General features: G+C 50.1%; 27 protein-coding genes. 12 read left to right on the top strand and 15 right to left on the bottom strand.

The window, feature by feature from the left end:
- Positions 1-15 precede the first annotated feature (15 nt).
- The 14 genes from RN22_RS08775 to RN22_RS08710 all read right to left on the bottom strand — a co-directional run bounded on the left by RN22_RS08775 (position 16) and on the right by RN22_RS08710 (position 9934).
- Positions 16-1080: a LacI family DNA-binding transcriptional regulator gene (locus RN22_RS08775; protein ID WP_046303959.1), complete on the bottom strand. Its 1065-nt coding sequence runs from the start codon at positions 1078-1080 to the stop codon at positions 16-18.
- Between the two features lie 185 nt (positions 1081-1265).
- Positions 1266-1739 carry a 2TM domain-containing protein gene (locus RN22_RS08770; protein WP_046303958.1) on the bottom strand — a complete coding sequence of 158 codons (474 nt, stop codon included), beginning with the start codon at positions 1737-1739 and terminating at the stop codon, positions 1266-1268.
- A 179-nt stretch (positions 1740-1918) separates the two neighbouring features.
- Complete coding sequence (locus RN22_RS08765; protein WP_002540686.1) at positions 1919-2230, bottom strand: cupin domain-containing protein; 312 nt, start codon at positions 2228-2230, stop codon at positions 1919-1921.
- A 159-nt stretch (positions 2231-2389) separates the two neighbouring features.
- Positions 2390-2911, bottom strand: coding sequence for a transcription termination/antitermination NusG family protein (locus RN22_RS08760; RefSeq protein WP_046303957.1), 522 nt, complete (start codon positions 2909-2911; stop codon positions 2390-2392).
- A gap of 336 nt (positions 2912-3247) precedes the next feature.
- Positions 3248-3646: a fosfomycin resistance glutathione transferase gene (gene fos, locus RN22_RS08755; RefSeq protein WP_046303956.1), complete on the bottom strand. Its 399-nt coding sequence runs from the start codon at positions 3644-3646 to the stop codon at positions 3248-3250.
- A gap of 3 nt (positions 3647-3649) precedes the next feature.
- Positions 3650-4072 (bottom strand): GNAT family N-acetyltransferase, encoded by a 423-nt coding sequence (locus RN22_RS08750; RefSeq protein WP_046303955.1) that lies wholly within the window; start codon positions 4070-4072, stop codon positions 3650-3652.
- 26 nt (positions 4073-4098) lie between these two features.
- On the bottom strand, positions 4099-4455 hold the full coding sequence (locus tag RN22_RS08745) for a hypothetical protein (RefSeq protein ID WP_046303954.1): 357 nt from the start codon (positions 4453-4455) through the stop codon (positions 4099-4101).
- 515 nt (positions 4456-4970) lie between these two features.
- Complete coding sequence (locus RN22_RS08740) at positions 4971-5186, bottom strand: hypothetical protein (protein ID WP_002540677.1); 216 nt, start codon at positions 5184-5186, stop codon at positions 4971-4973.
- 112 nt (positions 5187-5298) lie between these two features.
- A complete protein-coding gene (locus RN22_RS08735; RefSeq protein ID WP_046303953.1) occupies positions 5299-5682 on the bottom strand; it encodes a DUF2541 family protein in 384 nt (127 codons plus the stop codon).
- 106 nt (positions 5683-5788) lie between these two features.
- On the bottom strand, positions 5789-7033 hold the full coding sequence (locus RN22_RS08730; protein WP_046303952.1) for an RNA polymerase sigma factor: 1245 nt from the start codon (positions 7031-7033) through the stop codon (positions 5789-5791).
- 3 nt (positions 7034-7036) lie between these two features.
- Positions 7037-7396, bottom strand: coding sequence for a YciI family protein (locus RN22_RS08725; protein ID WP_046303951.1), 360 nt, complete (start codon positions 7394-7396; stop codon positions 7037-7039).
- 95 nt (positions 7397-7491) lie between these two features.
- Positions 7492-8106: a hypothetical protein gene (locus RN22_RS08720; protein WP_046303950.1), complete on the bottom strand. Its 615-nt coding sequence runs from the start codon at positions 8104-8106 to the stop codon at positions 7492-7494.
- A gap of 15 nt (positions 8107-8121) precedes the next feature.
- A complete protein-coding gene (locus RN22_RS08715) occupies positions 8122-8802 on the bottom strand; it encodes a HupE/UreJ family protein (protein ID WP_231590876.1) in 681 nt (226 codons plus the stop codon).
- Between the two features lie 208 nt (positions 8803-9010).
- Positions 9011-9934 carry a LysR substrate-binding domain-containing protein gene (locus tag RN22_RS08710; RefSeq protein WP_046303948.1) on the bottom strand — a complete coding sequence of 308 codons (924 nt, stop codon included), beginning with the start codon at positions 9932-9934 and terminating at the stop codon, positions 9011-9013.
- 299 nt (positions 9935-10233) lie between these two features.
- Here RN22_RS08710 and torT point away from each other — a divergent pair, with 299 nt between their 5' ends.
- The 12 genes from torT (at position 10234) to RN22_RS08650 (ending at position 23602) form a co-directional block, all read left to right on the top strand.
- On the top strand, positions 10234-11322 hold the full coding sequence (gene torT / locus RN22_RS08705; protein WP_046303947.1) for a TMAO reductase system periplasmic protein TorT: 1089 nt from the start codon (positions 10234-10236) through the stop codon (positions 11320-11322).
- Complete coding sequence (locus RN22_RS08700) at positions 11322-12839, top strand: sugar ABC transporter ATP-binding protein (RefSeq protein ID WP_046303946.1); 1518 nt, start codon at positions 11322-11324, stop codon at positions 12837-12839. The genes torT and RN22_RS08700 overlap by 1 nt, the downstream gene beginning before the upstream one ends.
- Positions 12829-13881, top strand: coding sequence for an ABC transporter permease (locus RN22_RS08695; protein ID WP_197076272.1), 1053 nt, complete (start codon positions 12829-12831; stop codon positions 13879-13881). The genes RN22_RS08700 and RN22_RS08695 overlap by 11 nt, the downstream gene beginning before the upstream one ends.
- A gap of 40 nt (positions 13882-13921) precedes the next feature.
- Entirely contained in the window at positions 13922-14677 is a 756-nt protein-coding gene (gene pxpA / locus RN22_RS08690; protein ID WP_046304003.1) for a 5-oxoprolinase subunit PxpA, read from the top strand.
- 19 nt (positions 14678-14696) lie between these two features.
- On the top strand, positions 14697-14936 hold the full coding sequence (locus RN22_RS08685) for an acetyl-CoA carboxylase (RefSeq protein ID WP_046303945.1): 240 nt from the start codon (positions 14697-14699) through the stop codon (positions 14934-14936).
- A 28-nt stretch (positions 14937-14964) separates the two neighbouring features.
- Positions 14965-16377 (top strand): acetyl-CoA carboxylase biotin carboxylase subunit, encoded by a 1413-nt coding sequence (locus RN22_RS08680; protein ID WP_046303944.1) that lies wholly within the window; start codon positions 14965-14967, stop codon positions 16375-16377.
- 9 nt (positions 16378-16386) lie between these two features.
- Positions 16387-17262: an allophanate hydrolase subunit 1 gene (locus RN22_RS08675; protein ID WP_046303943.1), complete on the top strand. Its 876-nt coding sequence runs from the start codon at positions 16387-16389 to the stop codon at positions 17260-17262.
- On the top strand, positions 17252-18235 hold the full coding sequence (locus RN22_RS08670) for a biotin-dependent carboxyltransferase family protein (protein ID WP_046303942.1): 984 nt from the start codon (positions 17252-17254) through the stop codon (positions 18233-18235). The genes RN22_RS08675 and RN22_RS08670 overlap by 11 nt, the downstream gene beginning before the upstream one ends.
- A complete protein-coding gene (locus tag RN22_RS08665) occupies positions 18232-19674 on the top strand; it encodes an NAD-dependent succinate-semialdehyde dehydrogenase (protein ID WP_046303941.1) in 1443 nt (480 codons plus the stop codon). Before RN22_RS08670 ends, RN22_RS08665 begins: the two co-directional genes overlap by 4 nt.
- Before the next feature lie 23 nt (positions 19675-19697).
- Complete coding sequence (gene gabT, locus RN22_RS08660; RefSeq protein ID WP_046303940.1) at positions 19698-20966, top strand: 4-aminobutyrate--2-oxoglutarate transaminase; 1269 nt, start codon at positions 19698-19700, stop codon at positions 20964-20966.
- A gap of 379 nt (positions 20967-21345) precedes the next feature.
- The gene (locus RN22_RS08655; protein ID WP_231590871.1) at positions 21346-21600 is read left to right on the top strand and encodes a hypothetical protein; all 255 of its coding nucleotides are present in this window, start codon (positions 21346-21348) and stop codon (positions 21598-21600) included.
- A gap of 133 nt (positions 21601-21733) precedes the next feature.
- Positions 21734-23602 carry a P-loop NTPase fold protein gene (locus tag RN22_RS08650; protein ID WP_046303939.1) on the top strand — a complete coding sequence of 623 codons (1869 nt, stop codon included), beginning with the start codon at positions 21734-21736 and terminating at the stop codon, positions 23600-23602.
- Positions 23603-23958: 356 nt separating this feature from the next.
- Here RN22_RS08650 and RN22_RS08645 read toward each other — a convergent pair whose 3' ends face one another.
- A complete protein-coding gene (locus RN22_RS08645) occupies positions 23959-24573 on the bottom strand; it encodes an RICIN domain-containing protein (protein ID WP_052737511.1) in 615 nt (204 codons plus the stop codon).
- Positions 24574-24613 lie beyond the last annotated feature (40 nt).

The raw sequence follows: 24613 nt of genomic DNA, 5'->3' as shown, positions 1-24613 counted from the left end.
TGCTCACTTTCCTTACTATTGCTTGATTCCGTGGGACAGGCGCTTTATCAATTGGGCATTCACCAGCTTTCGGAGATCTTCCGGCCGCTCTCCATTGATTTGACGAAGCAGCAGCGTCGCCAACTGCTCGCCTGAATAACGCATGTCGACAGAAAACGTTGTGAGTGGTGGCGAGGCGAATTCACTTTCAGGCAGACCGTCATAACCAATCACTGCCAGGTTTTTTCCTATTTCAATCCCGCGCTCTGAGGCAGCGCGATAGATCCCGAGAGCTGCAATATCAAGCGCGCAGACAACCGCAGTGGGTGGTTCGCTTTGAGAAAGTAAAACCCCACCTAGTCTTTGTCCTGCTGCCTTGGTAATACCCCCGCACAGCATCAGGCTTTCATCCACTTCCAGACCGGACAATTGCATGCCCTGACGGAAACCGTCTTCCCGCAAATGGCTGTAGTTGTATTCATCACCACCGTTCACAAAGGCAATGCGCTTATGACCGCGCCTTGCCAGAATCTGCACAGATTCACGCATCGCGGCTTCACCACGGATATCGAAGAAGCTGACGTTATCCAAATCCTGCGAGCGGCCAAAAATCACAAAGGGCACGCCCTCTTCCTTTAACAGGGCAATACGCGGGTCATGCGCTTTGCTTCGCGGTAGGATGAATCCATCCACTTTGTGCTCATCAATCAGGCGGCGAAGCGTCTGCAACTCATCTTTTTCGCCATTGGCTGTTGCTACCGTTAAGGTCCAGTTATGGCGGCTTACCGCCCGACTGATCCCATCAATAAAGTTGGTCAGGAAAGGTCTGTGGGCGTTATCACTGCCGAGGTTCAGTACCAGCCCTATGGCACAAACCTGCCCGGTTTTAATGGCTTGGGCGTAACTGAGTGCCCGATAACCCATTTCCTTGGCTTTTTCACGAACGCGCTGTTTGGTAATCGGAGAAATGTCGGGATAGTCATTGAGTGCACGGGAAACCGTGCCTTTGGAAAGCCCCAATGCCTTGGATAGTTCATTGATCGTCGGGCGTTTTTCTCTAAGCCCGCGACCGACTGCTGACACTCTCGGATTGAACGTCATAAACCACCTTGTTCCGTACTGATAATTTAAAAACTATTTAACGAAACCGGTTTCGGCAAATGATGAATGTGTCATTGGCGAGAAAAACTGCACCAAGTGGGTTCAAGAAGATGAGGTCGGAGTTGTTAAGGTCAGAAAAGCAAAAGGCCAGCAGAATGCTAGCCTTTGAATCTTGGGGAGTGCGCTTAAAGCTTGCGACCGAGACGCTTTTCGATCTGTTTCTTTTCCCAATCTGGGCCGAAGAAGTTCAGGATTTCGAATGAGCTCAAAGCGTGGACAGTAATACCGATGCCCCAGCCCATCGCTGGCCACCATGCCCAAATGTAACCTGGACTGGTAAGGAAGTTGATCACAAACAGCAATCCTATCACCAGCACGTAGGTGGTCAGGTGGGAATAAAACCCTTTAATTTCTCGCACCTGATTAATCACACGTTCTTCTTCGGCGGTGTATTTCACTTCTTCTGTCATGTCGGGCTCCGGTTCTTTTCGAAGGTCAGAAACTTGGATTTCAAAGACAGCCGCCAGAGACTTCAGCGATTCCAGACCTGCTTTATCGCCACGTTCAATTCTCTGAATAGTGCGGACACTAAGACCGCTCATTTCAGAAAGTTGCTCTTGCGACCAGCCGCGCTGCAATCGTAATTTCCTGACAATCATCTTGTTTTTCCTTTTCGCTGTGAACGCTTCAAAATTTACCGAACTTTCCTTGTTGTCAGGAACGTCATTCACCCGACACATACATGACAGTACTTTTAAAACAGTAGGTTAGCGTTTATCAAATCGAGGCGTCATCGATGCGACAAACACCCGTCAGGAAGGAAATTCAGAGGAAAAAGTTACACACTCCCATCGGTTTCAATCACCAACACCCGCGCTTCACCCAAAGGTTTGGCAACGTGCTCCGTGCCTTCAGATGCGTAGAAAATATCTCCTGCCTGAAGCATCACTGACTTCTCGTCACCTTCCTCACGAAAATGCATCTCAACCATGCCGTTGAGCACTACAAAGACTTCCTCGCCTTCGTTGATGTGCCATTTGTAGGGTTTGTCGGTCCAGTGCAGTCTGGTGGTGATACCGTTCATATTGGCGATATCCATCGCTCCCCAGGCATTCTCCGCGGTGAACTTCGCACTTCGAATCACTCTCATGATCACATCCTTGATAAGTTGAACAATACGAATTGGATGTCATGAGCATAGCGCTGAAATCTATACCAATCTGCGCAGAAAGCGGGATTTATGAAAGGAAAACGCTAGCAAGGTATTGGCGTCACAATTAAAAAGAGCAAGCTATTAGCTTGCTCTTTTTTAGAAGGAGACCAACGAAGGTACTTTGGTTTGGAAAATCGTTTCCATTGGCACCTTGACGTTGATGGAGTAGCCAAGGTGGTCAATTTCCATTGAAACCGGCCTTTCTCCCTCTCCGTGGGGAAGAATGCCCGTCATGCCCGTTAAGTGGCCGCTGACAACAGCTACTGTTACACCGTCCACCTGACTGTTGGCGACAGAAGTAGCATCTTCGTAGTAATACAAAATCGTTTTGATCTTGATGATGTGGGATTCAGGGATAGAGGCCAAATACCGGCCGTGACGCACCAGATGTGAAAAGCCCGGCGCTTGTTTCACTTCCTGCAATCCCGTTTGGGTAGTCCGCACAAAAAGGTGGCATTTGAACAAAGGCTCATAAGAGATTCGCCGTTTATTACCCACAGTTTCCCAATACCTGCGTTCAGGCAAATAGACTTCATAGCCTTGCGCTAACAGGTAATCGCGGAGGAGTTTTTCCTCATTAAAATGGGTATAAACTGCATACCAATGATAGTGATGCAATTCAATCTCTCCAGTAAAAGAAAAAGGTGTCGCCTACCAAAAAAATTCAGGCGAAAAAACACTTCAGGCAGCCGGAGATCACGATGCATCGAAAGGTAATTATAAGAGTGATAAATTCATCGCGACGTCTGTGAGTTGCCAACAAAACTCAAGGCTCGAAAAAGCCTGCCAGACTGCATGGAGTTGATGTGAAGATAGTAGCCTTTTAGCGGGCTACAGGGAAGTGAATTCGGGTGCCAGCGTAAGCTTCGCCTTCGAACAAAATCGACTCTTTGGCGAATATCACACATCAGAGTGAAAACGCTAAAGTTAGGGTTGGAATGAACGAGGGTCGACTTAGAGCCAAGTCAGCCCTGAATATGGTTTTGCTTTTAGACTATCCAGTCTACTTTGAAGGCCGCCAGCATGAATTTCGAGCTTATGCCCGTCCGGATCAAGAAGGTAAAGAGATTTCCCCTCGCTGTGGTTTTGTTTCCACTCGCTCACACCTTTTTTGCGCGCTGATGCGGTGAACGCTTTAAAGTTTTCATCGTCGATATCTAAAGCAATGTGTGAGTAATCATTTTTCTCACAGGGTTCATCAACAGAAAGGCACAGCCAAAGGTCACTCAAAGAAAGGTAAGCGCCACCATCCCATCTGACATGACCTTGAAAACCCAGAACATCACGATAAAAAGCTAGTGAACGCTCTAAATCAGACACCGCCAGCGTGATGTGATTCAACCCTTTCAGCATGGTTTAGCCCACCAATTTTTTGGTGAGGAAGTGAAGCTGATGCTCATCACCGGGAAAGGCATCCAATGTCATTTGGTTTTGATAACCCAGAGACTCGTAAAATGGTCTGGCCTGAAAACTGAAGGTATCGACCATGGCAGATTTACACCCTTTGGCGACCGCTTCTGCTTCCATCTTCTGCATCAGGGTTTTGCCGATACCCTCCCCTTTCAGCGCAGGATCAATCCAGAGGAACAGGATGTGCATCCAGTTACCCCAAAAGCGCGAGACAATACCACCACACCTTTGACCGCTTTCATCAACAACAAAGACCGCCATTTGCATCTCGTTCAGATGCTCGACGAAAGGGTCATTGAACGCCCGAAGCCCGCCGCGCACGTCCATGATGTCCTGCGCTGTCGGATTGGCAACGACCTGATACTCCATCACTCCTCCCTGAGTCTCAGTCTGCGCTAACTGGCCGACTGGTTGTCTTCATTCACCGCATCTTTCAGCTTCTTGATGCGGGATTCTTTATAACCAAAGATACCGAACATCGCGACGGTAACAGCAATACAGGTATAAAGCTGCAGCTGGGAGTAAATAGTGAAGTTGGTTGCGAGGAAATAAAGCATCAAGGCCATCAGCACGATTTGGATAACCCAGCGGGGTTTGTCATTGAAGTTGAAGGTCTTAGTGTCTTCTTCGTAACGCACGTGCACGCGCCCAACGAGAAAGCCAAGGTTAATCAGTAATCCATCGTTATCAGTCGCTGCTTTAAAGTCGATGTGGTTCAGCGCCAGGTATTTTTCCAGACCTTTCAGATCCATTCAGAGATTCTCCCAAAAACATCTTGTCGAAAGCACACGCTTTCCATTTGCCCGATAATACCAGAAGAGCAGCGCGAGTCTGAATGCCGTGCGTCAGCCTCACCCAGTTTGTTGTTACGAAGTGTGAGTCAAAATGAGAAAAGGCCACCTTTGCAGGTGGCCTTTGATTACGAGGTAAAAAGGTAAAAGCGAATAAACCAAAAAGCGATGATTATTTTATTCACGTTTCTGTGATTGTTTGGTTTCCCAGTCAGTCGTGGAGACCCGCTTTTCGCATAATAAAGTCGTCAACACCAGTCGGGATAATCAAACCTACAACAGCTTCCATACACTCCTCATGTCGACCTTGGATGACTTCATCATATGCCAGAAATGAAAGGTAATTTGTGAATCTCGCCGAGAATTCAGCTTGCCAGTTCACTTTCCTTACTCTTTGAATATTTGGATATTATTGGGCTTTGCTTGACGACCAATCAGGCACAAAAAAGGCAGCTTCAATGCTGCCTTTTGACATTCTATTTGGGGAGGAATATACGATATATCGCGCCTTCTTCATCTCTCAGGCTGAGCGCCCGTTTGCCTGATATACGGTGGTTGGAAGCGTCTTCAAAGCTCCAATGAGTGGATTTGGCGCCTTCGCGCAGTGCAATGCTGACACCAAGCGCTTTGAGCTCTTCCAAATTGTCCGATTCTCTGACGATATCGCCGCTAAGTACATTCACCAGCTTCATACTGCATACCTCTCGTCGTTCAGGTTTTTCCCTAAACCTAATTCGAGGCTAGCAAACGAATGTGACGATTTTTTGAACTATTTTTGGGACTCGTCGGTTTTTAGATCGACCACTAAGTTCGACCGTAAACTCTCACACCCGCCGATGAGTTTTTCGACTCACCGAAAACTTCCAGCTTCTTCACACATCGTTTGTACGGCAGTTCGCGCCAGTCCGTGGTGTCATCTTCTTTGATATTTCGGTAAAAACGGAACGTCTTGGTGTCGCCGTTTTTAAACGTGGCGACCACCTTTCGCAAATACATGTCGCGGTCAGCTTTTACCTGAATAGCATCAACACGACGACAAACCAGCAGTGGAATCGGTGCACCGTAATCAGTGTTTTCAAACACAATCGTGCGACCCAGCGTAATATCGTCATCTGCCTGCGCTGTTGCACTCGCACCCAATAAGCCCATAGACAGACAAACCACAGAGAACCAGGATTTCATTTTCATCTTTCAATCTCTCAATATCGGCCCGTCGCCGAAGGACGCGGAGTGTAGCGCCCAACTGGAGATGAAAAGACAGGGGAGTGTTAATTTTTCAACGGTGAGAGTGTGACTAACTCGATTGACGCAACGCGCGTACTTTTCGTTCCAGCAGTTTCCGTGAAGCGTCGTTTGGAGCAGTCTTAATCGCTTGCAGGTATGCCTCATGAGCGCCGCTGAACTCGCCAAGCTTCTCCATTACATGGGCCCGAGCCGCGTGCCAAGGTTGAAAGTTTTTTAGCTCGGCGGCCAGCTCATCCATCTTTTGTAAGGCGAGTTCACGTTGACCAGTTTCGGCCAATGCCACGGACCAGTTCAGAGCCACAACAGGTGTAGGTTCAAAGTGCCAAAGCGCTCTGTAGAGAAAGGCTATCTGCAGCCAGTCTGGTTTAGGTCGCATCATGTGACAGTCTGTGATGGCGGCTTTGATTTGAAAAGGGCCAGACTGCCCACGCTCGATGGCCTCTTCAAGGATACCTCTCGCCTCTGTCACTGCATCAGTTAACCAAAGCGTTTCGTTTTGCTCTTCGACTGGTACCAAAGCCCCCTCGGCATCGATTCTTGCAATCCGCCGGGCATCGGTCAGCAGCATCAAGGCAAGCGCGCCCTCGATTTCCGGATCGTTCGGGCAAAGGTTGTGCAAAAGACGCATCAGAAAAATGCCTTCTTCACATAGGTATCTCGGCCCTTTGTCTTCTATGACATAGCCGGTGGTAAAAATCAGATATATCGTGGACAGCACCGTGTCCAGCCTATCCGTCCATATCCCTTTTTCGGGAACAGAAAAGCTGATGCCTTTGGATCGAATCTTCGCTTTGGCTCGGGACAGGCGCTGTCCCATTGTCTGCTCGTTATCGAGGAAGGATGCTGCAATCTCCCGGGTCGTTAAATGGCAAACAGTACGCAGCGTCAACGCAACGCGGGACTTTTCCTCAAGCGCAGGATGGCAACAAGTGAAAATTAATCGCAGGCGTTCGTCAGGGATGACTTCCACAACATCTAAACCCGCTTGTTCTTGTGAGTCTTGGGCGACTAAATCGAGATCGTTTTTTCTCTGAGCTTCGCGTTGGGTGGAACGGATTTGATCTATCCCTTTGTTCAGCCCCACCTTCATCAGCCACGCAACCGGATCACGTGGAATACCTTCTTGGCTCCAATGCTTGAGCGCAGAAATAGATGCTTCCTGCAGCGCATCTTCGCCCAATTGGAAATTTCCTAATCTGGCAATCAGCCCAGACAAAATCCGCCCCCGATCGCGGCGTAATACCTCATCAATGAGATGACCTACCGCGATAGCTTTGGGGGCGGCGTTCTTCATCTGTCAGCTCTCTTGATCAAAGACCAACAAAGGCCGCACCTCAATGGTGCCAAAGTGGGCAACAGGTATCATCTCGGCATATTTCAAGGCTGCCTCCAGATCCGCAACGTCCAGCACGTAATAGCCGCCTAAGTGCTCACGGGTTTCCGCAAAAGGACCATCCATAATTTCCACCTTGCCGGACTTTATCCGTAAAGACGTCGCTGTTTCGATATCTTGCAGCCCTTCGCCACCCACCAGCACCCCATCTTTCTCATAGGCTTCACTGGTTGCGGCAAACGCTGCCATCATTTCATCGAATTCCGGCGTCCCGTATTGAGGCTCTTTATCCGGTGCAGCGTAAAGCAGTAGCATGTATTTCATTTCCAAATTCCTTCTTTAATGATGGTTCTCGCTACAAGGACGATCCCAACCCGCAATTTTCGACATGTATGGGAAAAAATTTTGTCACCTGCTGCTCAAAAGGTTCGCTTAACTTCGGCATACTCACCGCTGGTGCGTAATATCACCATCACAGTGTGGTCATTGCGATTGCGGAAAAACCAGCCATGGTTGCCCGTGAATGCAGCCATTAGCACACCTTGATCTTCGATCGCCCCGCGACCCTTTTCATAGCTGACCGCATGGCCATTTCCATCGCCATGTGCGTCAAAATTCACAGCTCCACCTTTGGCTTTCCATTCAAATATCGCTTGCTCTCCCTGATTCATCATCAGCTTCACTTCCGCCCCTTGTCCGGGCTTGAGTGCCAACAGCACCCGGTCTTTCCAGACGGTTTTTTCGCCCTGAAACTCGGTGATAGCGGGTGTTTCTACTTCCTTGATATCTGAAGTGACAATTAAGCTATTGGTGGCTTTATCTGCTGCTGCCTCTTGGGCTAACTGCGTTTTGATATCACCCATCTCTTTAAGCCCTAACACCCGGCCAATACCCGTTGGGTCAATGCCATACTCAGCTGGCAAAATCACTGTCACCAGCAAGACGATCGCGGTGACAAGCGCAATCAGCGTTGAGCGGATAAGCTGTTTTGAAGTGGGCAATTCTGCGCGGGTGGGCATATCGGAGTTATACATATTGAGTTCCTTCTCTTAATGCTGCGCGACGACGTAGCCCGTTAGCTGGTATCCGATCAGCATAAAACCCAGACTCATCATCACAACATTGGCGGAATAAGCCTGGCGATAGAAGTGGGTATGCCGACGCCAGAACCCCATCAGAATCAATATCACCCCCAAAGCCAAGAGTTGACCAAGTTCAACCCCGATGTTGAAAGCTAATAGGTTGGGAACCAGTCCATCAGGCGATATGTCGTAGTCAATGATTTTGGATGACAAACCAAAGCCGTGACAGAAGCCGAATAGCAAGGTGGCAAGTTTGGTGTTGGGTTGGACACCAAACCAGCGCTGGAAGGCACCGAGGTTATCCATGGATTTGTACACCACAGAAAGGCCAATAATGGCGTCAATGATGTAACTGTTGATACCAATGTTGAAATAGACGCCCAGTAGCATTGTCGTTGAATGCCCCAAGGCAAACAGGCTGACATAAAGCGCTATGTGCTTTGGTCTGTAGAGAAAGAAGATAACGCCTAACAGGAAGAGGATGTGGTCGTAACCCGTCATCATATGCTTTGCACCAAGGTACATAAAAGCGATGATATGTGTGCCTGTGATTTCCTGAATATAACCTTTGTCGCCTTCCGCGACAGCGTGCGCAAACGCCTCTGAGCTGCTGATAGCAGCCAAAAACAGCACAACTGTGCTGAGCATGGTTGAGCGCGTTTTTCTTTGCATAGTTCTTCCGTGATTGTTCCGTTGAAAAAGCAACACGTCCTTTGCTGCCTCTACGAGATGCCATCTAAACCGAAAAGCTTAGCGTTTTTACTCGAGAAATGTTCAAGAAAACACCAAAACACTGAGATTATTCCGGATCCCGTTTTGAGGTTTTCAAACGCAATCAGCGCGGACTCAAAGAAGATCAGAACCGCTGCACCGAGCCACTATCCGGTGTCACTGAAAGTTCCATAAACTCACAGAATGCAGTGACTGCATCACTACGCTCACGCTTTCGGGACCACACCAAACCCACATCCATCGGTGGCACATGATCAGCGAGTGGACGCACTTCCACCCTTCTCCCTTCCAAAGACCAAGGGCGGTAAACCATGTCTGACAGAATGGTGATGCCGTAATCATTGGCGACGAGACTGCGCACGGATTCCACGGAAGAGGTGCGGAAAATGGTATTGGGCTGATAAGGCGTTTGGTTCCAATAGCGCAGAGCGGTGTTACTTGCCTCATCGACCGTCAGCATAATGTAGGGATATTGAGCCACATCGTGAAAGGTCACCATTTTGTTTTCCAGCAGAGGATGACTGGAGCTGAGCCACAATCGACGCTGCGAGCTCAACAGGGTTTGGAAGCTGATGTCTTCCTGGTTAATCAGGTTGGACGTCAGCATAAAGGCAACATCAAATTCCCCTGACACCACGCCTTCTTCGATATCCCCCCGGGTGGCTTCCACCAGCTTCAGGTTCACATTGGGATAGCTGCGCTGAAACCTTGTCAGATAGGGCGGTACAAAGTATCCCGCCACCGTGTAGGACATGGCCACAGTAATGGTGCCTTCCACCTGATTGGCGGAGCGGTGCGAAAGCAACATGGCTTCTTCCAGCTCCTTCACGATGTGCGTAGCATGTTGGTAAAACTGGTTCCCTTCATAAGTCAGTAACATGCCATGAGGCTGACGCACAAACAGGTTCACATTAAGCATCTCTTCCAACTGCTTGATGGCGGTGGTAATCGCTGACTGGGAAACGTGCATGGCATTGGCCGCTTGAGAGACCTGCCCGGAGTCCGCCGTCGCGATGAAATAGCGAATCTGTTTCATGGTTGGAAGCATGTTCTGTTTTCCTTAAGCCTTATATCCATTCTTCTGATATCCAGACCTGTCGACAGGTTTGAAAATCGACATTAAAAATCCATTTAACTTTTAAATATCAATAAAATAACTCAGTTTCATTAGGTGATATCACAGCACTTTTTGTTATCTGTTTTTCTAATAACACTAGACAAAACTCTGTAATTTACATACCAGTGATGCAAATTTAACCTGTTATTAACACATCGAGCAATAGTCAAATCCGGCGTTTCTCGCCATGACCATTGCAAACATTGGTTGAAGTAACAGGGAGAAGAAACATGAACGGCAAACCTTCTGCTGTCCCATGGTTAACCTTGGTCGGTGCAATGGCGCTGGCTCAAAGCAGCACTGCAAACAGTGAAAACTGGTACCCGTACACGGTTGATGTCTGGACTACACCGTTTGACATGAGCAGTGCCCGCGACGTGATGCAATATCAGCCCGTTGAAAAGGCCAGCAAGGCGTGGGACATCTGCGTCTCCTTCCCGCACCTCAAAGATGCCTATTGGACCGCAGTGAACTACGGCGTTGTGGATGAAGCAAAACGCGCCGGTGTCGAAATGCAATTGGTGGAGGCTGGCGGTTACACCAACCTCAATACTCAGCTTTCACAGATTGAAGACTGTGTGGCTTCCGGTGCAGACGCCGTGATAGTGGGCGCCATTTCTTACGATGGTCTCAATAATCTGGTGAAGAATATCGCCCAATCCGGTGTGCCGGTTATTGACATCGTCAACGGCATGTCATCGCCAGATATCTCAGCGAAGTCTCTGGTCTCATTTGGTGAGATGGGCGCAAAGATTGGCCAGTATCTGGCGGAGCGCCACCAGAACGATAAAGAGAAAGTGAAAGTCGGCTGGTTTCCGGGACCTCCTGGCGCAGGTTGGGTTGAAGCCGGAAACAAGGGTTTTCAATCTGCCGTAGAAGGCTCAAACATTGACGTAGTAGAAACCAAATACGGCGATACCGGTAAGGAAGTGCAGCTCAAACTGGTGGAAGACACCCTCGAAGCACATCCGGACCTGGATTACATTGTCGGTACCGCAGTGACCGCAGAAGCCGCCACCAGCCTGCTCCGCGCCCGTGGTCTCACTGACCAAATCGGCGTCCTTTCTTACTACTTCACCCCCGGCGTTTATCAGGGGATCAAACGTAACCTTATCGTTGCAGCGCCAACCGATTCAGCGGTTATCCAAGGTCGTGTCGCGATTGATCAAGCTATCCGTATCCTCGAAGGCAAACCCTACACCAAACATGTGGGACCGCAGCTTTATGTCATCGATGACACCAACATCAACAGCTTTGATCGTAACAGCTCCCTCGCACCAGCGAACTTTAAACCGACGTTTACAGTGAAGCCGCAGTGATGGACGCACCGATTCTCAGCCTACACGGGATACACAAACAGTATCCCGGTGTAAAAGCGCTCGACGGGGTGGACTTCACCCTTGAGCCCGGCGAAGTTCACGTGTTGTTTGGCGAGAATGGCGCGGGGAAATCAACGCTGATTTCCATTATCTCCGGCGCCAACCAGCCAACAGTAGGAGAGATGCGCTTTTTCGAAGACACCGTGCGCTTCAAAAGCGTTTACGACGCAAGGCAAAAAGGCATCAGTGCGGTGTTTCAGGAGTTTTCTCTGGTCGACACTCTCTCCATTGCCCAAAACCTGTTTCTGGGCGAAGAGCCATTGACCGGACGTTTTCTCGATAATGCCACCCTGCACACCGAAGCGCAGGCACTGCTCGAGAAAATGGGGTTTGATCTTGATGCACACCTGCCCGTCAGCGAGCTTTCCCGTGCTGAAAAGCAAATGGTGGAAATTGCTAAAGCGCTCCGTGGCGAATTGTCTGTACTGATCCTTGATGAGCCAACAGCGTCCCTGACGCATCAGGAAACCGAGCAGTTATTTTCACTGATTGATCAGCTAAAAGCACAAGACGTCGGCATCATCTATATCTCTCACCGTATGGGCGAGATCCGCCAGATTGCGGACCGGATTACCGTGCTGCGGGATGGAAAATACATCGGCACCCGCGAGGTTGATACTGTCGAAGAGCAAGACCTCATCACTATGATGACGGGCAGGGAAATCGACAACGTCTATCCGCACGTGCCCTTTTTACCCACTGAAACCGTGTTGGACGTGCAATCCCTAACCACCGACAACCGACTCGTCGAAGACCTTTCTTTCCACGTCAGAGCCGGGGAGATTGTCGGCTTTGCCGGGTTGGTTGGCTGCGGCAAATCCGAGGCGCTCAGAGCCTGTTTTGGTGCAGAGAAGGTCACTGCCGGTTGCGTGGTGTTTAACGGTGAAAATGTCACAGGGCTTAGCATCCGCGAGATGCTGGACCGTGGCTTTTTCTATAACTCCCGTGACCGCAAAGACGAAGGTTTGGTGCTCAACCGCAGTTGCCGGGAAAACATCAGTTTGCCTTCTCTGGGTTCTCATCCCCTTTCCCATCGCCATGGCGCACTGAATCTTGCCCACGAACGCAAGCAAACCCAAAGCCTTGCAACAAGGCTCAAGCTCTACCCGATGCAAACCGAGCGCGATGTCGGCCAGTTCAGCGGTGGTAATCAACAGAAAGTGCTGTTGGCGAAATGCCTGACCCGCGATGTCTCGCTGTATGTGTTCGACGAACCCACCGTGGGGGTGGATGTCGGGACACGCGCGGAAATCTATCGCTTTATTGCCGGTTTGTGCGAGCAAGGGGCAGCGGTCGTCATCATTTCTTCCGATCTGCCCGAGGTCGTGCACCTCTCCCACCGTCTCTACGTGATGCGTGAAGGACAAATCGCCGCTCACCTTCAGGGAGCAGAGATAACGGAAACCAAGGCGCTCAGCCACTTTTTTGAATCAATGGAGTATGAAAATGAACAGTGAGCCAGTGAAGGCCAGTTCCCAAGGCGCCGATCTGGGCGCTCCCAAAGGGCAATTTGCCAACCGGATGACACGGTTATTTGTGAAGGTGGGTGTCCTGCCTATCCTGGTGGTGATCGCCGTCGCTATCTTTGCATCGGCATCAGAAAACTTCCTGACAGCGCGCAACCTGCTGAACCTGCTTCGCCAGTCTTCGTATCTGGTGATGGTCTCCATCGGACAGATGTTTGTGCTGTTAACCGCAGGGTTTGATCTTTCCGTCGGCACCATTATCGCTCTCTCGTCCGTGGTCGGGGCCACCACCATGGCAGCAACCTATGCCGCTTTCCCGGAATCTGTGTATCTCGCCATTCTTGTAGGGATGGCTGCCGGTGTTGCCGTTGGCTTGGTCGTCGGATTTATCAATGGCATCGGCGTCGCGCATTTTCAGGTTTCTCCGTTTGTGATGACGCTGGGCATCTCCTCCATTGGTTTTGGTATCGCCCTTTATATGACAGGCGGATCGCCGGTGTATGGCATGCCGATGGAGTTCGGCAACACCTTTGGCTTTGGCAACATTTTGGGCTTACCCACACCGATTCTGGTTGCCTTGCTGATGACGATTTTTGCCATGGTCATCGTCAACCGTACCCGTCTGGGCCGCTATTTCTATGCAGTAGGAGGAAACATCAATGCCGCCCGTCTCTCAGGGATCAACACCCACAAAACGCTGATTCTGGCGTACCTGCTCTGCGCGTCCTTCGCAGCCATGGCAGGGATGTTGATCACTGCCCGTCTTGACACTGGCGAGGCCAACATAGGCGCAGCCATGCCCCTCGAGTCCATTGCAGCCTGCGTCATCGCCGGTGTCAGTCTTCGCGGTGGGATCGGGCGAGTGGAACATGTCGTCTTGGGCGCGGTGTTTATCAGTCTGGTGCAAAACGGCATGAACCTAACCCGCGTGGAATCTTACCTGCAAACCGTGGTGATCGGTGCGCTGCTGATTTTTGCCGTCATCGTCGACCAAATTCGTATTCGATTGCGCGCCAAGCTGGGAGCCCACTGATATGCGCCTTACCAACACATTTCAAAAGGAAGGTCTCACTATGATCAACATCAACAGCGACATGGGTGAAGGCTTTGGCATCTACAAACTCAGTGACGATGAAGCGCTGATGCCTTACATCACTGAAGCCAATGTCGCCTGCGGGTTTCATGCCTCAGACCCCAACCACATGAAACGTACCGTAGAGCTTGCCAAGCAATACGGCGTGAAAGTCGGGGCGCATTTCTCGCTACCTGATTTGCAGGGTTTTGGACGCCGTAAAATGCATCTCAGCCAAGGCGAGCTGCACAATATGATTGTGTACCAGATCGGCGCGCTGAAAGGCTTCCTCGATATGCTCGATATGCCGCTGAACCATCTCAAACCGCATGGCGCGCTCTACGGCATGGCAGCCTCTGATCCGGACATCGCTGAAACGATTGCCCGGATCGCACACCACTATCAGGTGCCAGTGTTTGGGCTGTCAGGCACCTGCCATGAAACCATTTACAGCGCACACGGTGCAGGCTTCATCCCCGAGTTTTTTACCGACCTCGACTACGATCAAGATGGGCATCTGGTGATCACTCAAACCCACGACGCCACTGATCCTGTCTATGCCGCCAAGCGCGTTCTGAAGGCGGTGGAACACGGCAAGGTCACGGCCAACAACGGTCAAGAGATCCCGGTTGTCGCCCAAACCATCTGTGTGCATTCAGATACCCCGAATGCGGTGGATATCGCCAAAGCGGTCAATGAGGTGTTACAGCCTCACCTTTCCCGCCAAAGCGATGTCTGCACCGCCGAAAAAGAATAGACGTTCGAAGGAGTGAACCATGTCTGACAAAGAAATTATCTGCCCGTTACCTGGCATCTTTTACCGCTCGGCTTCTCCCGATCAGCCCCGATACAAAGATCCGGGAGACGCTATCGAACCGGGTGACGTGATTGGACTGGTGGAAGTGATGAAATCCTTCCATGAAATTAAAGCGGAAACTTCCGGTGTGATTGACGACTTTTTGATTGAAAACGAAAGCCCAGTCAACGCAGGACAACCTATTGTCCGCCTGAAGTAAGCGCTCTGAATGCACACAAGGAGTCAGTATGACAATCGAAAAATTGCTCATCGCCAATCGCGGTGAGATAGCCGTGCGCATTATCCGCGCGGCCAAGGAAATGGGGATCCATACCGTGCAGGTATACAGCGAGGCGGACAAAGAGTCCCTTGCGGTAAAACTGGCTGATGAAGCCATTTGTATCGGTGCCCCGATGGCGAACCAATCTTACCTTTGCGGTGACAAAGTCATTAAGGCGGCAGAGCAGTCTGGTGCGGATGCTATCCATCCCGGCTATGGCTTTCTCTCCGAAAATGCCAGCTTCTCAGATGACGTGCGTAAGGCAGGCATCATCTTTGTCGGCCCGTCCGGCCAAACCATGACCAAGATGGCAGATAAAGCCCGTGCACGTGAAACCGCGATGGCAGCCGGTGTACCCGTGGTACCCGGAAGTGCCCCCTCTGATAACCCGGAAGCGGCACTGGAGCAGGCCAAACTCATCGGTTTTCCAGTGATGATCAAAGCGTCAGCAGGCGGTGGTGGGCGTGGTATTCGTGTGATTGAAGACGAAAGCGAGTTCCTGACCCAGTACCATCAGGCATCTGCTGAAGCACAGTCGGCGTTTGGTGACGGCACGCTTTATCTCGAAAAATTCATTCGCCAATCCCGCCATGTGGAAGTACAAATTCTTGCGGATGGCCTGAATGCGGTGCACCTGTTCGAGCGAGAGTGCTCGCTGCAACGACGCCGCCAGAAAGTCTGGGAAGAAGCGCCCTGCGCCGTCTTGCCGGATTTGGTGCGTGAAGCCATGTGTCAGTCTGCGGTCTCTCTGGCAAAAAGCGTCAACTACAAAGGCGCGGGCACCATTGAGTTTCTCTACGATGATGAATCTGAGTCTTTCTATTTCATCGAGATGAATACCCGCATTCAGGTCGAACACCCGATCACCGAAGCCATCACAGGTGTTGACCTGATTCGGGAGATGATTCAGATCGCGTCAGGTCAGCACCTTTCTCTCAAACAAGAGGACATTCAGCGTCGCGGCCATGCCATTGAAATTCGCCTGAATGCGGAAGATCCCTTCAACGGCTTCCTCCCTTTCCCCGGCGTCATCAAATCTTTCACCCCACCAATGGGCAGCGGTGTGCGTTTTGACGGGCTCATCTACTCCGGCTTCGCCATTCCCCCTTATTACGACTCATTACTCGGCAAGCTGATTGTCTGGGATGAGGACAGGGAAAGCGCAATTCACCGCATGGCAAGGGCACTGGACGAACTGTCGATTGAAGGGGTGAAAACCACACAACCGCTGTTTCAAAAGCTGTGTGAGGCGCCTGATGTGATTAACGGCAATTTCCACACAGCGTGGCTTGAACAATGGCTGGAGACACTCGACGCCCCAAAGCCTGAACAAGGTCAGTCTGACAACAAAAAGGATTGCTCGCTGCCACAAGCAAGCTAAGGAAGGACAATGAAAACACGCTACTCTTACGGCGGCGACGAGCATATTTTCGTCGAAGTCAGCGAAGAAATGTCGCTCGCTGCCTTTTTCAAAAGCTTGTCGATCACCCAGGCCATCCGTGACGCGAACCTGCCCGGTGTTGAGGAAATCTGCCCGGCAAACGCCTCATTTCAGGTGAAGTACAATCCCGACGTTTGCGCGCCTGAAACCATGCTCGCCGCGATTCAGGACATCGAAAAAGCGCAAGCTTCAGGAAAGGCAGAAATCGATACCCGCATCGTTGAGGTGCCGGTTTTCTACCAAGACCCCTGGACCCATGAAACCCTGATGCGGTTTCGCGATCGCCATCAGGATCCAGAAGGCACCGATCTCTCTTACGCAGCCAGAATCAACGGCTATGACTCTATTGAAGCCTTTATTGAGGCGCATTCCGGCTCTCCTTGGTTTGTCACCATGGTGGGGTTCGTTTCCGGTCTGCCGTTCATGTTCCAAATGGTTGAACGCGACAAGCAAATACAGGTACCGAAATACGTCAGACCCAGAACCGACACACCCAAGCTGACGGTCGGCTACGGCGGCTGTTTCTCCTGTATTTACTCCGTGCGGGGCGCCGGTGGCTACCAGATGTTCGGTGTCACCCCTGTCCCTATTTACGACCCGGCTCAAAACGCGGCACACCTGAAGGACTTTCTGGTGTTCTTCCAACCGGGCGACATCGTGAAGTTCAAACCTATCTCAGAAAATGAGTATCACGAGATCGTCAAACAGGTCGAAGACGGTACCTACCAACCTCGCACAAAATCGGTTCGGTTCTCACTGTCTGAGTTTGAAAAAGACATGGCGGGCTATAACGCAGCAATGCAGGAGGCGCTGTATGAGCATTAATGTTATCCACCCCGGGCTCGCCACCTCTGTGCAGGATTTGGGCCGCAAAGGGTATTTTCATCTTGGCATTCCGGTCTCAGGTGCGATGGACAGATTCGCCTGTCGTTGCGCCAACTGGCTGGTTGGTAACGACGAAAACGCGGCAGTGTTGGAAGCGGTGTTTATGGGGCCCAAACTGACGTTCAATCAGGACGCCACCGTGGCCGTTACAGGAGCAGATATGACCCCCATCCTTGATGGGGAAGAGCAGGTCAATTGGGCAAGCTTTGCAGTGAAAGCCGGTCAGACCCTTTCCTTCTCACATCTGACAGGCGGCGCGCGAATTTATATCGCCATTGCTGGAGGCATTGATGTGCCTGAGGTGCTGGGAAGCCGTTCGACCTATACGCTCGGGGCGCTGGGCGGATTTGAAGGCAGATTGCTACAAGCCGGGGACGAACTGCCTGTCGGCAGCGATGAAGCGCCGTTTGAAGAACGCTATTTACCCGACTTTCTACGCAGACCAAGGTTGAATCAGTTGCGGGTGGTTCCCGGCCTTTACTGGCACCGGATCACCAAAGCGGCTGGCGAGCAGTTTTTCAACGATACCTGGCAGGTAGCGCCAGAAGCAGACCGCATTGGCTACCGGTTCAAAAACGGCACGCCATTAGAGTTTGTCGAGCGCGAGCAGCCGTTTGGCGCCGGATCCGACCCTTCCAATATTGTCGACGGCTGTTATCCCTATGGCTCAATTCAGGTGCCAGCAGGGAAAGAACCCATTGTGTTGCACCGAGACGCCGTTTCAGGCGGAGGCTACTTCATGATTGGCACCGTGGTGTCGGTGGACATGGATCTTATCGGACAGATGCAGCCCAATTCACAGACCCAGTTTGTGCAAATCTCGCTGGAAGATGCGCTGAAAGCCCGTAAGGAATATGACGCGCTGTTGAAATATGCCAAACAGCATATCGAGAAGAGCGGGGCTGCACGATGACGTTGATTCGAGATAAGGCATTCATTGGTGGCGATTGGGTCGACAGTGAAAGCGGGAAAACCTACCCCGTTTTCGACCCGGCCTACACCAACATCATCGCCCATGTTCCTGAGATGGGTGAAAGCGACACCCAAGCCGCGATTGATGCAGCCCAAAAGGCATTCGGCAGCTGGCGAACAACCACGGCTAAGCAGCGGTCAGAAAAGCTGATGAATTGGTTTAACCTCATTATGGAAAACCAATCGGATTTGGCAGCGCTCATTACACAGGAATCGGGCAAGCCTTTGGCTGAGTCCATCGGTGAAGTTGGCTACGGCGCTTCATTCATCCAATGGTTCGCGGAAGAGGGGAAACGCACTTATGGTGATGTTATTCCGACAACCGCGATCGACAGGCGATTGCAAACCATCAAGCAACCTGTCGGTGTCTGCGCGGCTATCACGCCATGGAATTTCCCCATCGCGATGATCACCCGCAAAGTCGCCCCCGCCCTTGCAGCAGGATGCACCATCGTCGTCAAACCGGCAGAAGCGACACCCCTTTCCGCGCTGGCGCTGGCGTCATTGGCGCAGGAAGCCGGTATACCGGATGGTGTCATTAATGTGGTGACCGCTTCCCACGGCGCCGAGGTGGGTAAAGTGCTCTGCGACAGCGCGGATGTTCGCAAGCTTTCCTTCACAGGCTCAACTGCGGTTGGCAAAACGCTGATCAAGCAATGTGCCGATACCGTTAAACGGGTATCGATGGAGCTCGGCGGCAACGCACCCTTTATCGTCTTTGATGATGCAGATATCGATGCTGCCGTCGAAGGGGCTCTGGCCTCCAAGTTCCGAAATGCAGGGCAAACCTGCGTGTGCGCTAACCGCATCTTGGTGCAGTCCGGCATCTATGACACCTTTGCAGAAAAGTTTGCCAATGCCGTCAGCAACCTCAAAGTCGGCGCAGGGCTAGAGCCCAGAAACCAGATTGGCCCACTCATCAACCGCTCTGCACTCGATAAAGTCGAATCACACATACGCGATGCACTGGTTTTGGGAGCACGGCGGCTAACCGGCGGAGCCAGCCATTCGCTGGGTGGCCTCTTCTATCAACCTACCGTATTGGCCGATGTTACCCCTGCCATGCGGATTGCTTCTGAAGAGACCTTTGGCCCCGTCGCTCCCCTTTTCCGCTTTGAAGATGAAGCGCAAGCCGTTGCGATGGCCAACGACACGGAATATGGCCTCGCTGCCTATTTCTATTCGCGGGATATCCAGCGCTGTCTGCGTGTCAGCGAAGCGTTGGAATACGGCATGGTCGGCGTGAACGAAGGCGTGATTTCCAATGAAGTCGCCCCCTTTGGCGGTGTGAAAGCCTCCGGTTTAGGGCGGGAAGGATCGCGACAAGGCATCGAAGAGTACCTCGAAACCAAATACGTCTGCTTTGGCGGACTCTTGTAACTCACCAGTATCAGGAACCAACAATGAACAACCAGTCACTGATGGATCGCCGCAATGCGGCGGTCCCCAGAGGCGTGGCTTCGGCTACCCCTCTGTTTGTAAAACGTGCCAAAAATGCAGAATTTTGGGATGTGGAAGACAACCGTTATATCGACTTCGCGGCGGGAATTGCAGTCGTTAATACCGGTCACAATAACCGCGCTGTCACACAGGCAGTCACTGAGCAAATCGAGAAATTCAGCCACACGGCTTTTCAGGTCGCAGGCTACGAGAATTACATTGAGTTAGCCGAACGTTTAAATGCCATCGCCCCGATTGATGATGCTAAAACCATCTTAATGACCACAGGTGCTGAGGCATTGGAAAATGCGGTAAAAATCGCCCGTCATTACACCAAACGAAGTGGTGTTATCGCCTTTCATGGTGGGTTTCATGGTCGCACGCTTTTAACCATGGGCATGACCGGAAAAATTGCCCCTTATAAAGAAGGCTTCGGTCCGTTCCCGAATGACATTTACCACATTCCCTTCCCGGTTCCTTATCAGGGCATTGATACCGCCTATTCGCTGCAACAACTGGAGAAACTGTTCAAGACGGACATTGCTCCCTCTTCCGTTGCCGCCATTGTGCTGGAACCTGTTCAAGGGGAAGGCGGGTTTTATGCCGCGCCAAATGCGCTGATGGAACACCTTCGCGCCCTTTGCGATGAACACGGCATTGTGCTGATATTCGACGAAGTGCAAACAGGCTTTGGCCGCACAGGGAAAACCCTCGCGAGCGAGCATTTTGATGTGCAGCCCGATTTGATCACAGTGGCAAAAGCGCTGGCAGGTGGCTATCCACTTTCTGGCATTATCGGTAAACGCGACATCATGGACAGCCCAACGCCGGGCGGCCTTGGTGGTACCTATGGTGGTAGCCCAGTGGGATGCGCTGCCGCGTTAGCGGTGCTGGATGAATTGGAATCCAAATGCCTTAATGACCGTGCCGAGGCTGTGGGAAGCCGCCTGCATCAGGCTTTTTCTGAGATAAAAGAACTGAATCCTGAACTGCCTATTGATCATATCCGCCACAAAGGTGCCATGATTGCGTTTGATTTCGTCTGTGATGGACAACCGGAACCCCGCCATGTGCAGCCTTTTATCAAAGCCTGCCGGAGCAAGGGGCTTATCTTGCTGCCTTGTGGTCAGTTCGGCAACGCAATCCGATTGCTGCCGCCACTCACTGTCGAAAACCATATCGTCGAAGAAGCGATAGACATTATGAGGAAGGCGTTGCTCTCTTTGCGCTAACGGAAAACAGAAAAGCCACCCAGCAGGGTGGCTTTTTAGAATGCTAAATGCCATCGATAGCTAACATGTTTTTGCTCTATTTCCAATTGCGTACGTTTTTTTACTTATCTAGCAGAACACAAACTTTCCCTTACTTAAACTAAACTTTTAGCTGTAACCCTCCCCTGAAAATGTTGGTCATTACTAGCCGATTGCTCAATAACCAATCAGTTTTCCGTGCGATCAAAGTCAACTATCGTCTTTTGCACTTTATAGTGCACTCCCACTGGATAATTTAAACAGTGATTGCTTGTTGCGAACCGATGAGTAAAGAGAGGTAGCTTCGGGGACAACACTTGACAACAACTCCCTCACCCACAACGACCCCATAATTAAAGCCGTGCTCGATTCCATTAACAACATGCTGATAGAACTGATGGCCGCTATGGCCAGAAAGGACTACGAAACACGAAGAGAACGCCAACGCCAGGGCATAGAAACCGCCAAAGCCAACGGTAAATACAAAGGCAAGCAGCCCGACATCGAACGGCATCAGAAAGTTAGAAGCTACAGAGAGAAAGGACTCAGCCTGAGAGAAATTGCAGAAGCGGCTGGCTATAGCCAGCTACAGGTGTGTAGAATTTTGGCTAACTGATTTCAGACAGAAATCGTTGATTTTTATATATGACGCCCTAGTCAGTACATTCACTAAAAAACGATTCTTTTCAAACACATAAATTACATTAGCAAAAGTACACGAAATATAATCCAACTTACTGTGAGTAACCATGACAAGCAAAGCAACAAGACAAATTCTCGAGCAACTAAAGGACTCTAGTCACCCTCCAATTGTTCTACTTGATGGGGCTTGGGGAATCGGTAAAACTCACTTAATTGATAATGAACTAAGGCCATTGATTGAATCCGCTCCTCAAGAGTTTGGGGACTATCACTACGTTTCAGCCTTCGGCATAAAAAACGTAACGGAGTTCCAAGATCAAATCGTTTCTCTTTACATATCCAACCAAAAAGAAAGCTCAACGTATCTAAATGGTTTAACTAGCCTCAGTAGCAAGCTCGCTCGAATGTGTGGAGCTGATGTTAGTGAAGCGGGAGTTATTCAAGGAGTCATATCAGGCACTACTGGATTCATTCGCCAAAAAGCAATCCAAAACATGAAAGATATAACTCTTGTAGTCGATGACTTGGAGCGGTTGGCAGATGAAAAGCTAATAGCAGACATAATGGGGACCTGCTTACGATTTGCAGAGCACAACAAAATCAAAGTTATTGCTATCGCAAACGCAACAGCATTTAAGGATAAAACCAAAGTTGAAAAGTCATTTAGTGATGTAATCAAACTAACTCGCACGACTGAAGAACTGCTTACCATTATTGTTGATATTTACGATGGAAGTATGGATGGCGAGTTACAGGAAAATTTTTTTCAAGCCATTAAGCATGCTCAAATTAATAACTTGGAAATTAATAATTTACGGGTGCTTCAGCGAGCAGTAAACCGAATACTCAAACTAATGGAAAAACTAAACCTTATAGAAGGAATCGATAAAAAGCGAAGTACCGAAAGACTAACTAAAAATATCGTGCTTCTGACACTATATATTTACGTTAATGAATTGGATATGGATGAATTTACATCAATACTCAAAAGTGCTGAAAAATGGCGTACCCACCAATTGGCTGAAGCAATAGCCAATCGTAATGCTGATCAGGCCAAAACTGAGAAGCTTTCCGAGGATGATCTCAGGAAAAAAGCTTTGTTCGAACAACTGAACTCATTACTAAACGGCTTATCTGGCATTGATGCCTTAGCAGAATATTGCTTAACTAATCTCGTCCCTGATCTTAGTAATGATGAGTTCATTGAGAAACTCCAATTACCTAGACTAGCGAATCCTATAGATATTTTCAAAACTCACACATTTTATAGTTTTGCTTCAGAAGAAGAGTTTGAGGAAGGGGTAGAACAGCTGGAACAGCTACTCTTTACGATGACCAATGTGAGCTGGTCAGATTGGATCATATGTTGTGATACATACTTGTTTATGCATGAACGAGGGTATTTTGAGGGCGAAGATATACCTAAACTTGCCAAGATTCTTAAAGGACGACTTTTAGAAGAAGGCACTATAGACCTAGACACAGTGAACCATTCCCGCCTAGGAATGAGAGGGTACTCATCAAATGAAATCAGAACAAATAGTTTTGAAAGAGCAATTAATGAAATAGACCAGCGCTCTAAAGCTAAATACCAAGAAACTATTACAAATTGCTTCTTAAAAGATTGGCGACAAACAATTTGCAACCCTCAAAGCAATATTGAACACCAGCCATTTTTCCATAGCATCGATCAAACAAAACTAACTGAAGCTATTTCACAATGGACCGCAATGGAACTAGCAGAATTCACAGGATTTATGAAAAAAAGGTATCTCATAGTTAACCATCCTGAAAAAGACCAACTTGAACTACCAGTATTAAAAGAGTTAGCTCAAGGATTAGCGTTGAAGCGAGAACATATGAAAGGGAGACTACAAAAAGGTGTTCTTAAAGAGCTAATAGCTGAACTTAATAATGCTGTAGCTACCATTGAAAATAGACAAAATAGAAATGTGCCGGCCAACCCTAGTGAGTGAACCACTTGATAGGGAGAAATGAACGATAGGGGCTTTATTGTTTGATAGAGTAAAAAAGACAGGCAGAATTAGAAGTAGTGGCACACTTCTTCTTTTACCCAAGCTCACCTTATACTAACCAACTGGCTTAGATCACTAGCTCTAAGCCAATTCTGTCCAATTATACGCTAGACCACCTTACCCGCCCGCACGGCCTTTGTGCTGTTTCAAAGGCGGTGCGTCGTCCATGGCATCGCGTTCTGCTCATTTTTTATTCACAGAATCTGTGGGTAACTGCCGCTTAATCGTTTGCTTTATCAGCTTACGAAATGCAAGTTTTATTCTGATTTCCTAAAAGCGCCTGTCCCCGTTTTTTCTCAGCGATCGCTCTTCGGCTGGAATGGTTTCCATACAGAACGGCCCGCATTGATAGTCTTGCACTCGGCCAGAAACAATGGCCGCCACCGATGAGATGAACTGTAGGTACTGTCCGAGCGGTTGCCGACGGCAATGCACAACCCGGACCGTCCAAGCTCGATACGCCCGTCATCACGATGAACAAATATCTGCAATCCGCTTTCACTTGCGAGAAAGCTATTCGATTGTCCCGCTTGGTCGGCGCAGTGCCGGACGAGCAGCGCAGCCCCCGGCAGTGAGCGCCCATTGAGGCCGGTTGCCGTCAGGCAGAGGCCGTATGCAGGGAAGCGGATCTGCCCCGGACTGGCAAAAGTCACGGCGCCGTCCGGATAGAAGCCGGGAACTTTGCAGTTGTGGGCGTTGACCGGAGCGGAGGTGTCGACCCATTCACCCGCGCCAGGCAGGTCGAAACAATACCCGTCTTGGGAGCGGTCCAGCCGATCCGCTAATTCCATGTATCCCGCCCCTTTGCGCCAGTCCGCGAACGCCGGGGCCGATGCCAGGCAGAAAATGACGGCAAGTGTCTGTGGCAGTATCCAAGCTGCAAGGTTGTAGGTGTTCTTCATCGCTGTCATCTTCATGCCCTCAAGGCCGAGGCCCTTCTGTTGTTCAAAT

It is taken from the genome of Grimontia sp. AD028, assembly GCF_000973155.1.
Lineage (GTDB): Bacteria > Pseudomonadota > Gammaproteobacteria > Enterobacterales > Vibrionaceae > Enterovibrio > Enterovibrio indicus.
This window is presented reverse-complemented; position numbering and strand designations above follow the sequence as displayed.

What these genes read in the sequence shown, in the direction of transcription:
- RN22_RS08775 (WP_046303959.1), bottom strand. Translation starts at nt 1,080, where the DNA reads ATGACGTTCAATCCGAGAGTGTCAGCAGTCGGTCGCGGGCTTAGAGAA.
- RN22_RS08770 (WP_046303958.1), bottom strand. Translation starts at nt 1,739, where the DNA reads ATGATTGTCAGGAAATTACGATTGCAGCGCGGCTGGTCGCAAGAGCAA.
- RN22_RS08765 (WP_002540686.1), bottom strand. Translation starts at nt 2,230, where the DNA reads ATGAGAGTGATTCGAAGTGCGAAGTTCACCGCGGAGAATGCCTGGGGA.
- fos (WP_046303956.1), bottom strand. Translation starts at nt 3,646, where the DNA reads ATGCTGAAAGGGTTGAATCACATCACGCTGGCGGTGTCTGATTTAGAG.
- RN22_RS08750 (WP_046303955.1), bottom strand. Translation starts at nt 4,072, where the DNA reads ATGGAGTATCAGGTCGTTGCCAATCCGACAGCGCAGGACATCATGGAC.
- RN22_RS08745 (WP_046303954.1), bottom strand. Translation starts at nt 4,455, where the DNA reads ATGGATCTGAAAGGTCTGGAAAAATACCTGGCGCTGAACCACATCGAC.
- RN22_RS08740 (WP_002540677.1), bottom strand. Translation starts at nt 5,186, where the DNA reads ATGAAGCTGGTGAATGTACTTAGCGGCGATATCGTCAGAGAATCGGAC.
- RN22_RS08735 (WP_046303953.1), bottom strand. Translation starts at nt 5,682, where the DNA reads ATGAAAATGAAATCCTGGTTCTCTGTGGTTTGTCTGTCTATGGGCTTA.
- RN22_RS08730 (WP_046303952.1), bottom strand. Translation starts at nt 7,033, where the DNA reads ATGAAGAACGCCGCCCCCAAAGCTATCGCGGTAGGTCATCTCATTGAT.
- RN22_RS08725 (WP_046303951.1), bottom strand. Translation starts at nt 7,396, where the DNA reads ATGAAATACATGCTACTGCTTTACGCTGCACCGGATAAAGAGCCTCAA.
- RN22_RS08720 (WP_046303950.1), bottom strand. Translation starts at nt 8,106, where the DNA reads ATGTATAACTCCGATATGCCCACCCGCGCAGAATTGCCCACTTCAAAA.
- RN22_RS08715 (WP_231590876.1), bottom strand. Translation starts at nt 8,802, where the DNA reads ATGCTCAGCACAGTTGTGCTGTTTTTGGCTGCTATCAGCAGCTCAGAG.
- RN22_RS08710 (WP_046303948.1), bottom strand. Translation starts at nt 9,934, where the DNA reads ATGCTTCCAACCATGAAACAGATTCGCTATTTCATCGCGACGGCGGAC.
- torT (WP_046303947.1), top strand. Translation starts at nt 10,234, where the DNA reads ATGAACGGCAAACCTTCTGCTGTCCCATGGTTAACCTTGGTCGGTGCA.
- RN22_RS08700 (WP_046303946.1), top strand. Translation starts at nt 11,322, where the DNA reads ATGGACGCACCGATTCTCAGCCTACACGGGATACACAAACAGTATCCC.
- RN22_RS08695 (WP_197076272.1), top strand. Translation starts at nt 12,829, where the DNA reads ATGAACAGTGAGCCAGTGAAGGCCAGTTCCCAAGGCGCCGATCTGGGC.
- pxpA (WP_046304003.1), top strand. Translation starts at nt 13,922, where the DNA reads ATGATCAACATCAACAGCGACATGGGTGAAGGCTTTGGCATCTACAAA.
- RN22_RS08685 (WP_046303945.1), top strand. Translation starts at nt 14,697, where the DNA reads ATGTCTGACAAAGAAATTATCTGCCCGTTACCTGGCATCTTTTACCGC.
- RN22_RS08680 (WP_046303944.1), top strand. Translation starts at nt 14,965, where the DNA reads ATGACAATCGAAAAATTGCTCATCGCCAATCGCGGTGAGATAGCCGTG.
- RN22_RS08675 (WP_046303943.1), top strand. Translation starts at nt 16,387, where the DNA reads ATGAAAACACGCTACTCTTACGGCGGCGACGAGCATATTTTCGTCGAA.
- RN22_RS08670 (WP_046303942.1), top strand. Translation starts at nt 17,252, where the DNA reads ATGAGCATTAATGTTATCCACCCCGGGCTCGCCACCTCTGTGCAGGAT.
- RN22_RS08665 (WP_046303941.1), top strand. Translation starts at nt 18,232, where the DNA reads ATGACGTTGATTCGAGATAAGGCATTCATTGGTGGCGATTGGGTCGAC.
- gabT (WP_046303940.1), top strand. Translation starts at nt 19,698, where the DNA reads ATGAACAACCAGTCACTGATGGATCGCCGCAATGCGGCGGTCCCCAGA.
- RN22_RS08650 (WP_046303939.1), top strand. Translation starts at nt 21,734, where the DNA reads ATGACAAGCAAAGCAACAAGACAAATTCTCGAGCAACTAAAGGACTCT.
- RN22_RS08645 (WP_052737511.1), bottom strand. Translation starts at nt 24,573, where the DNA reads ATGACAGCGATGAAGAACACCTACAACCTTGCAGCTTGGATACTGCCA.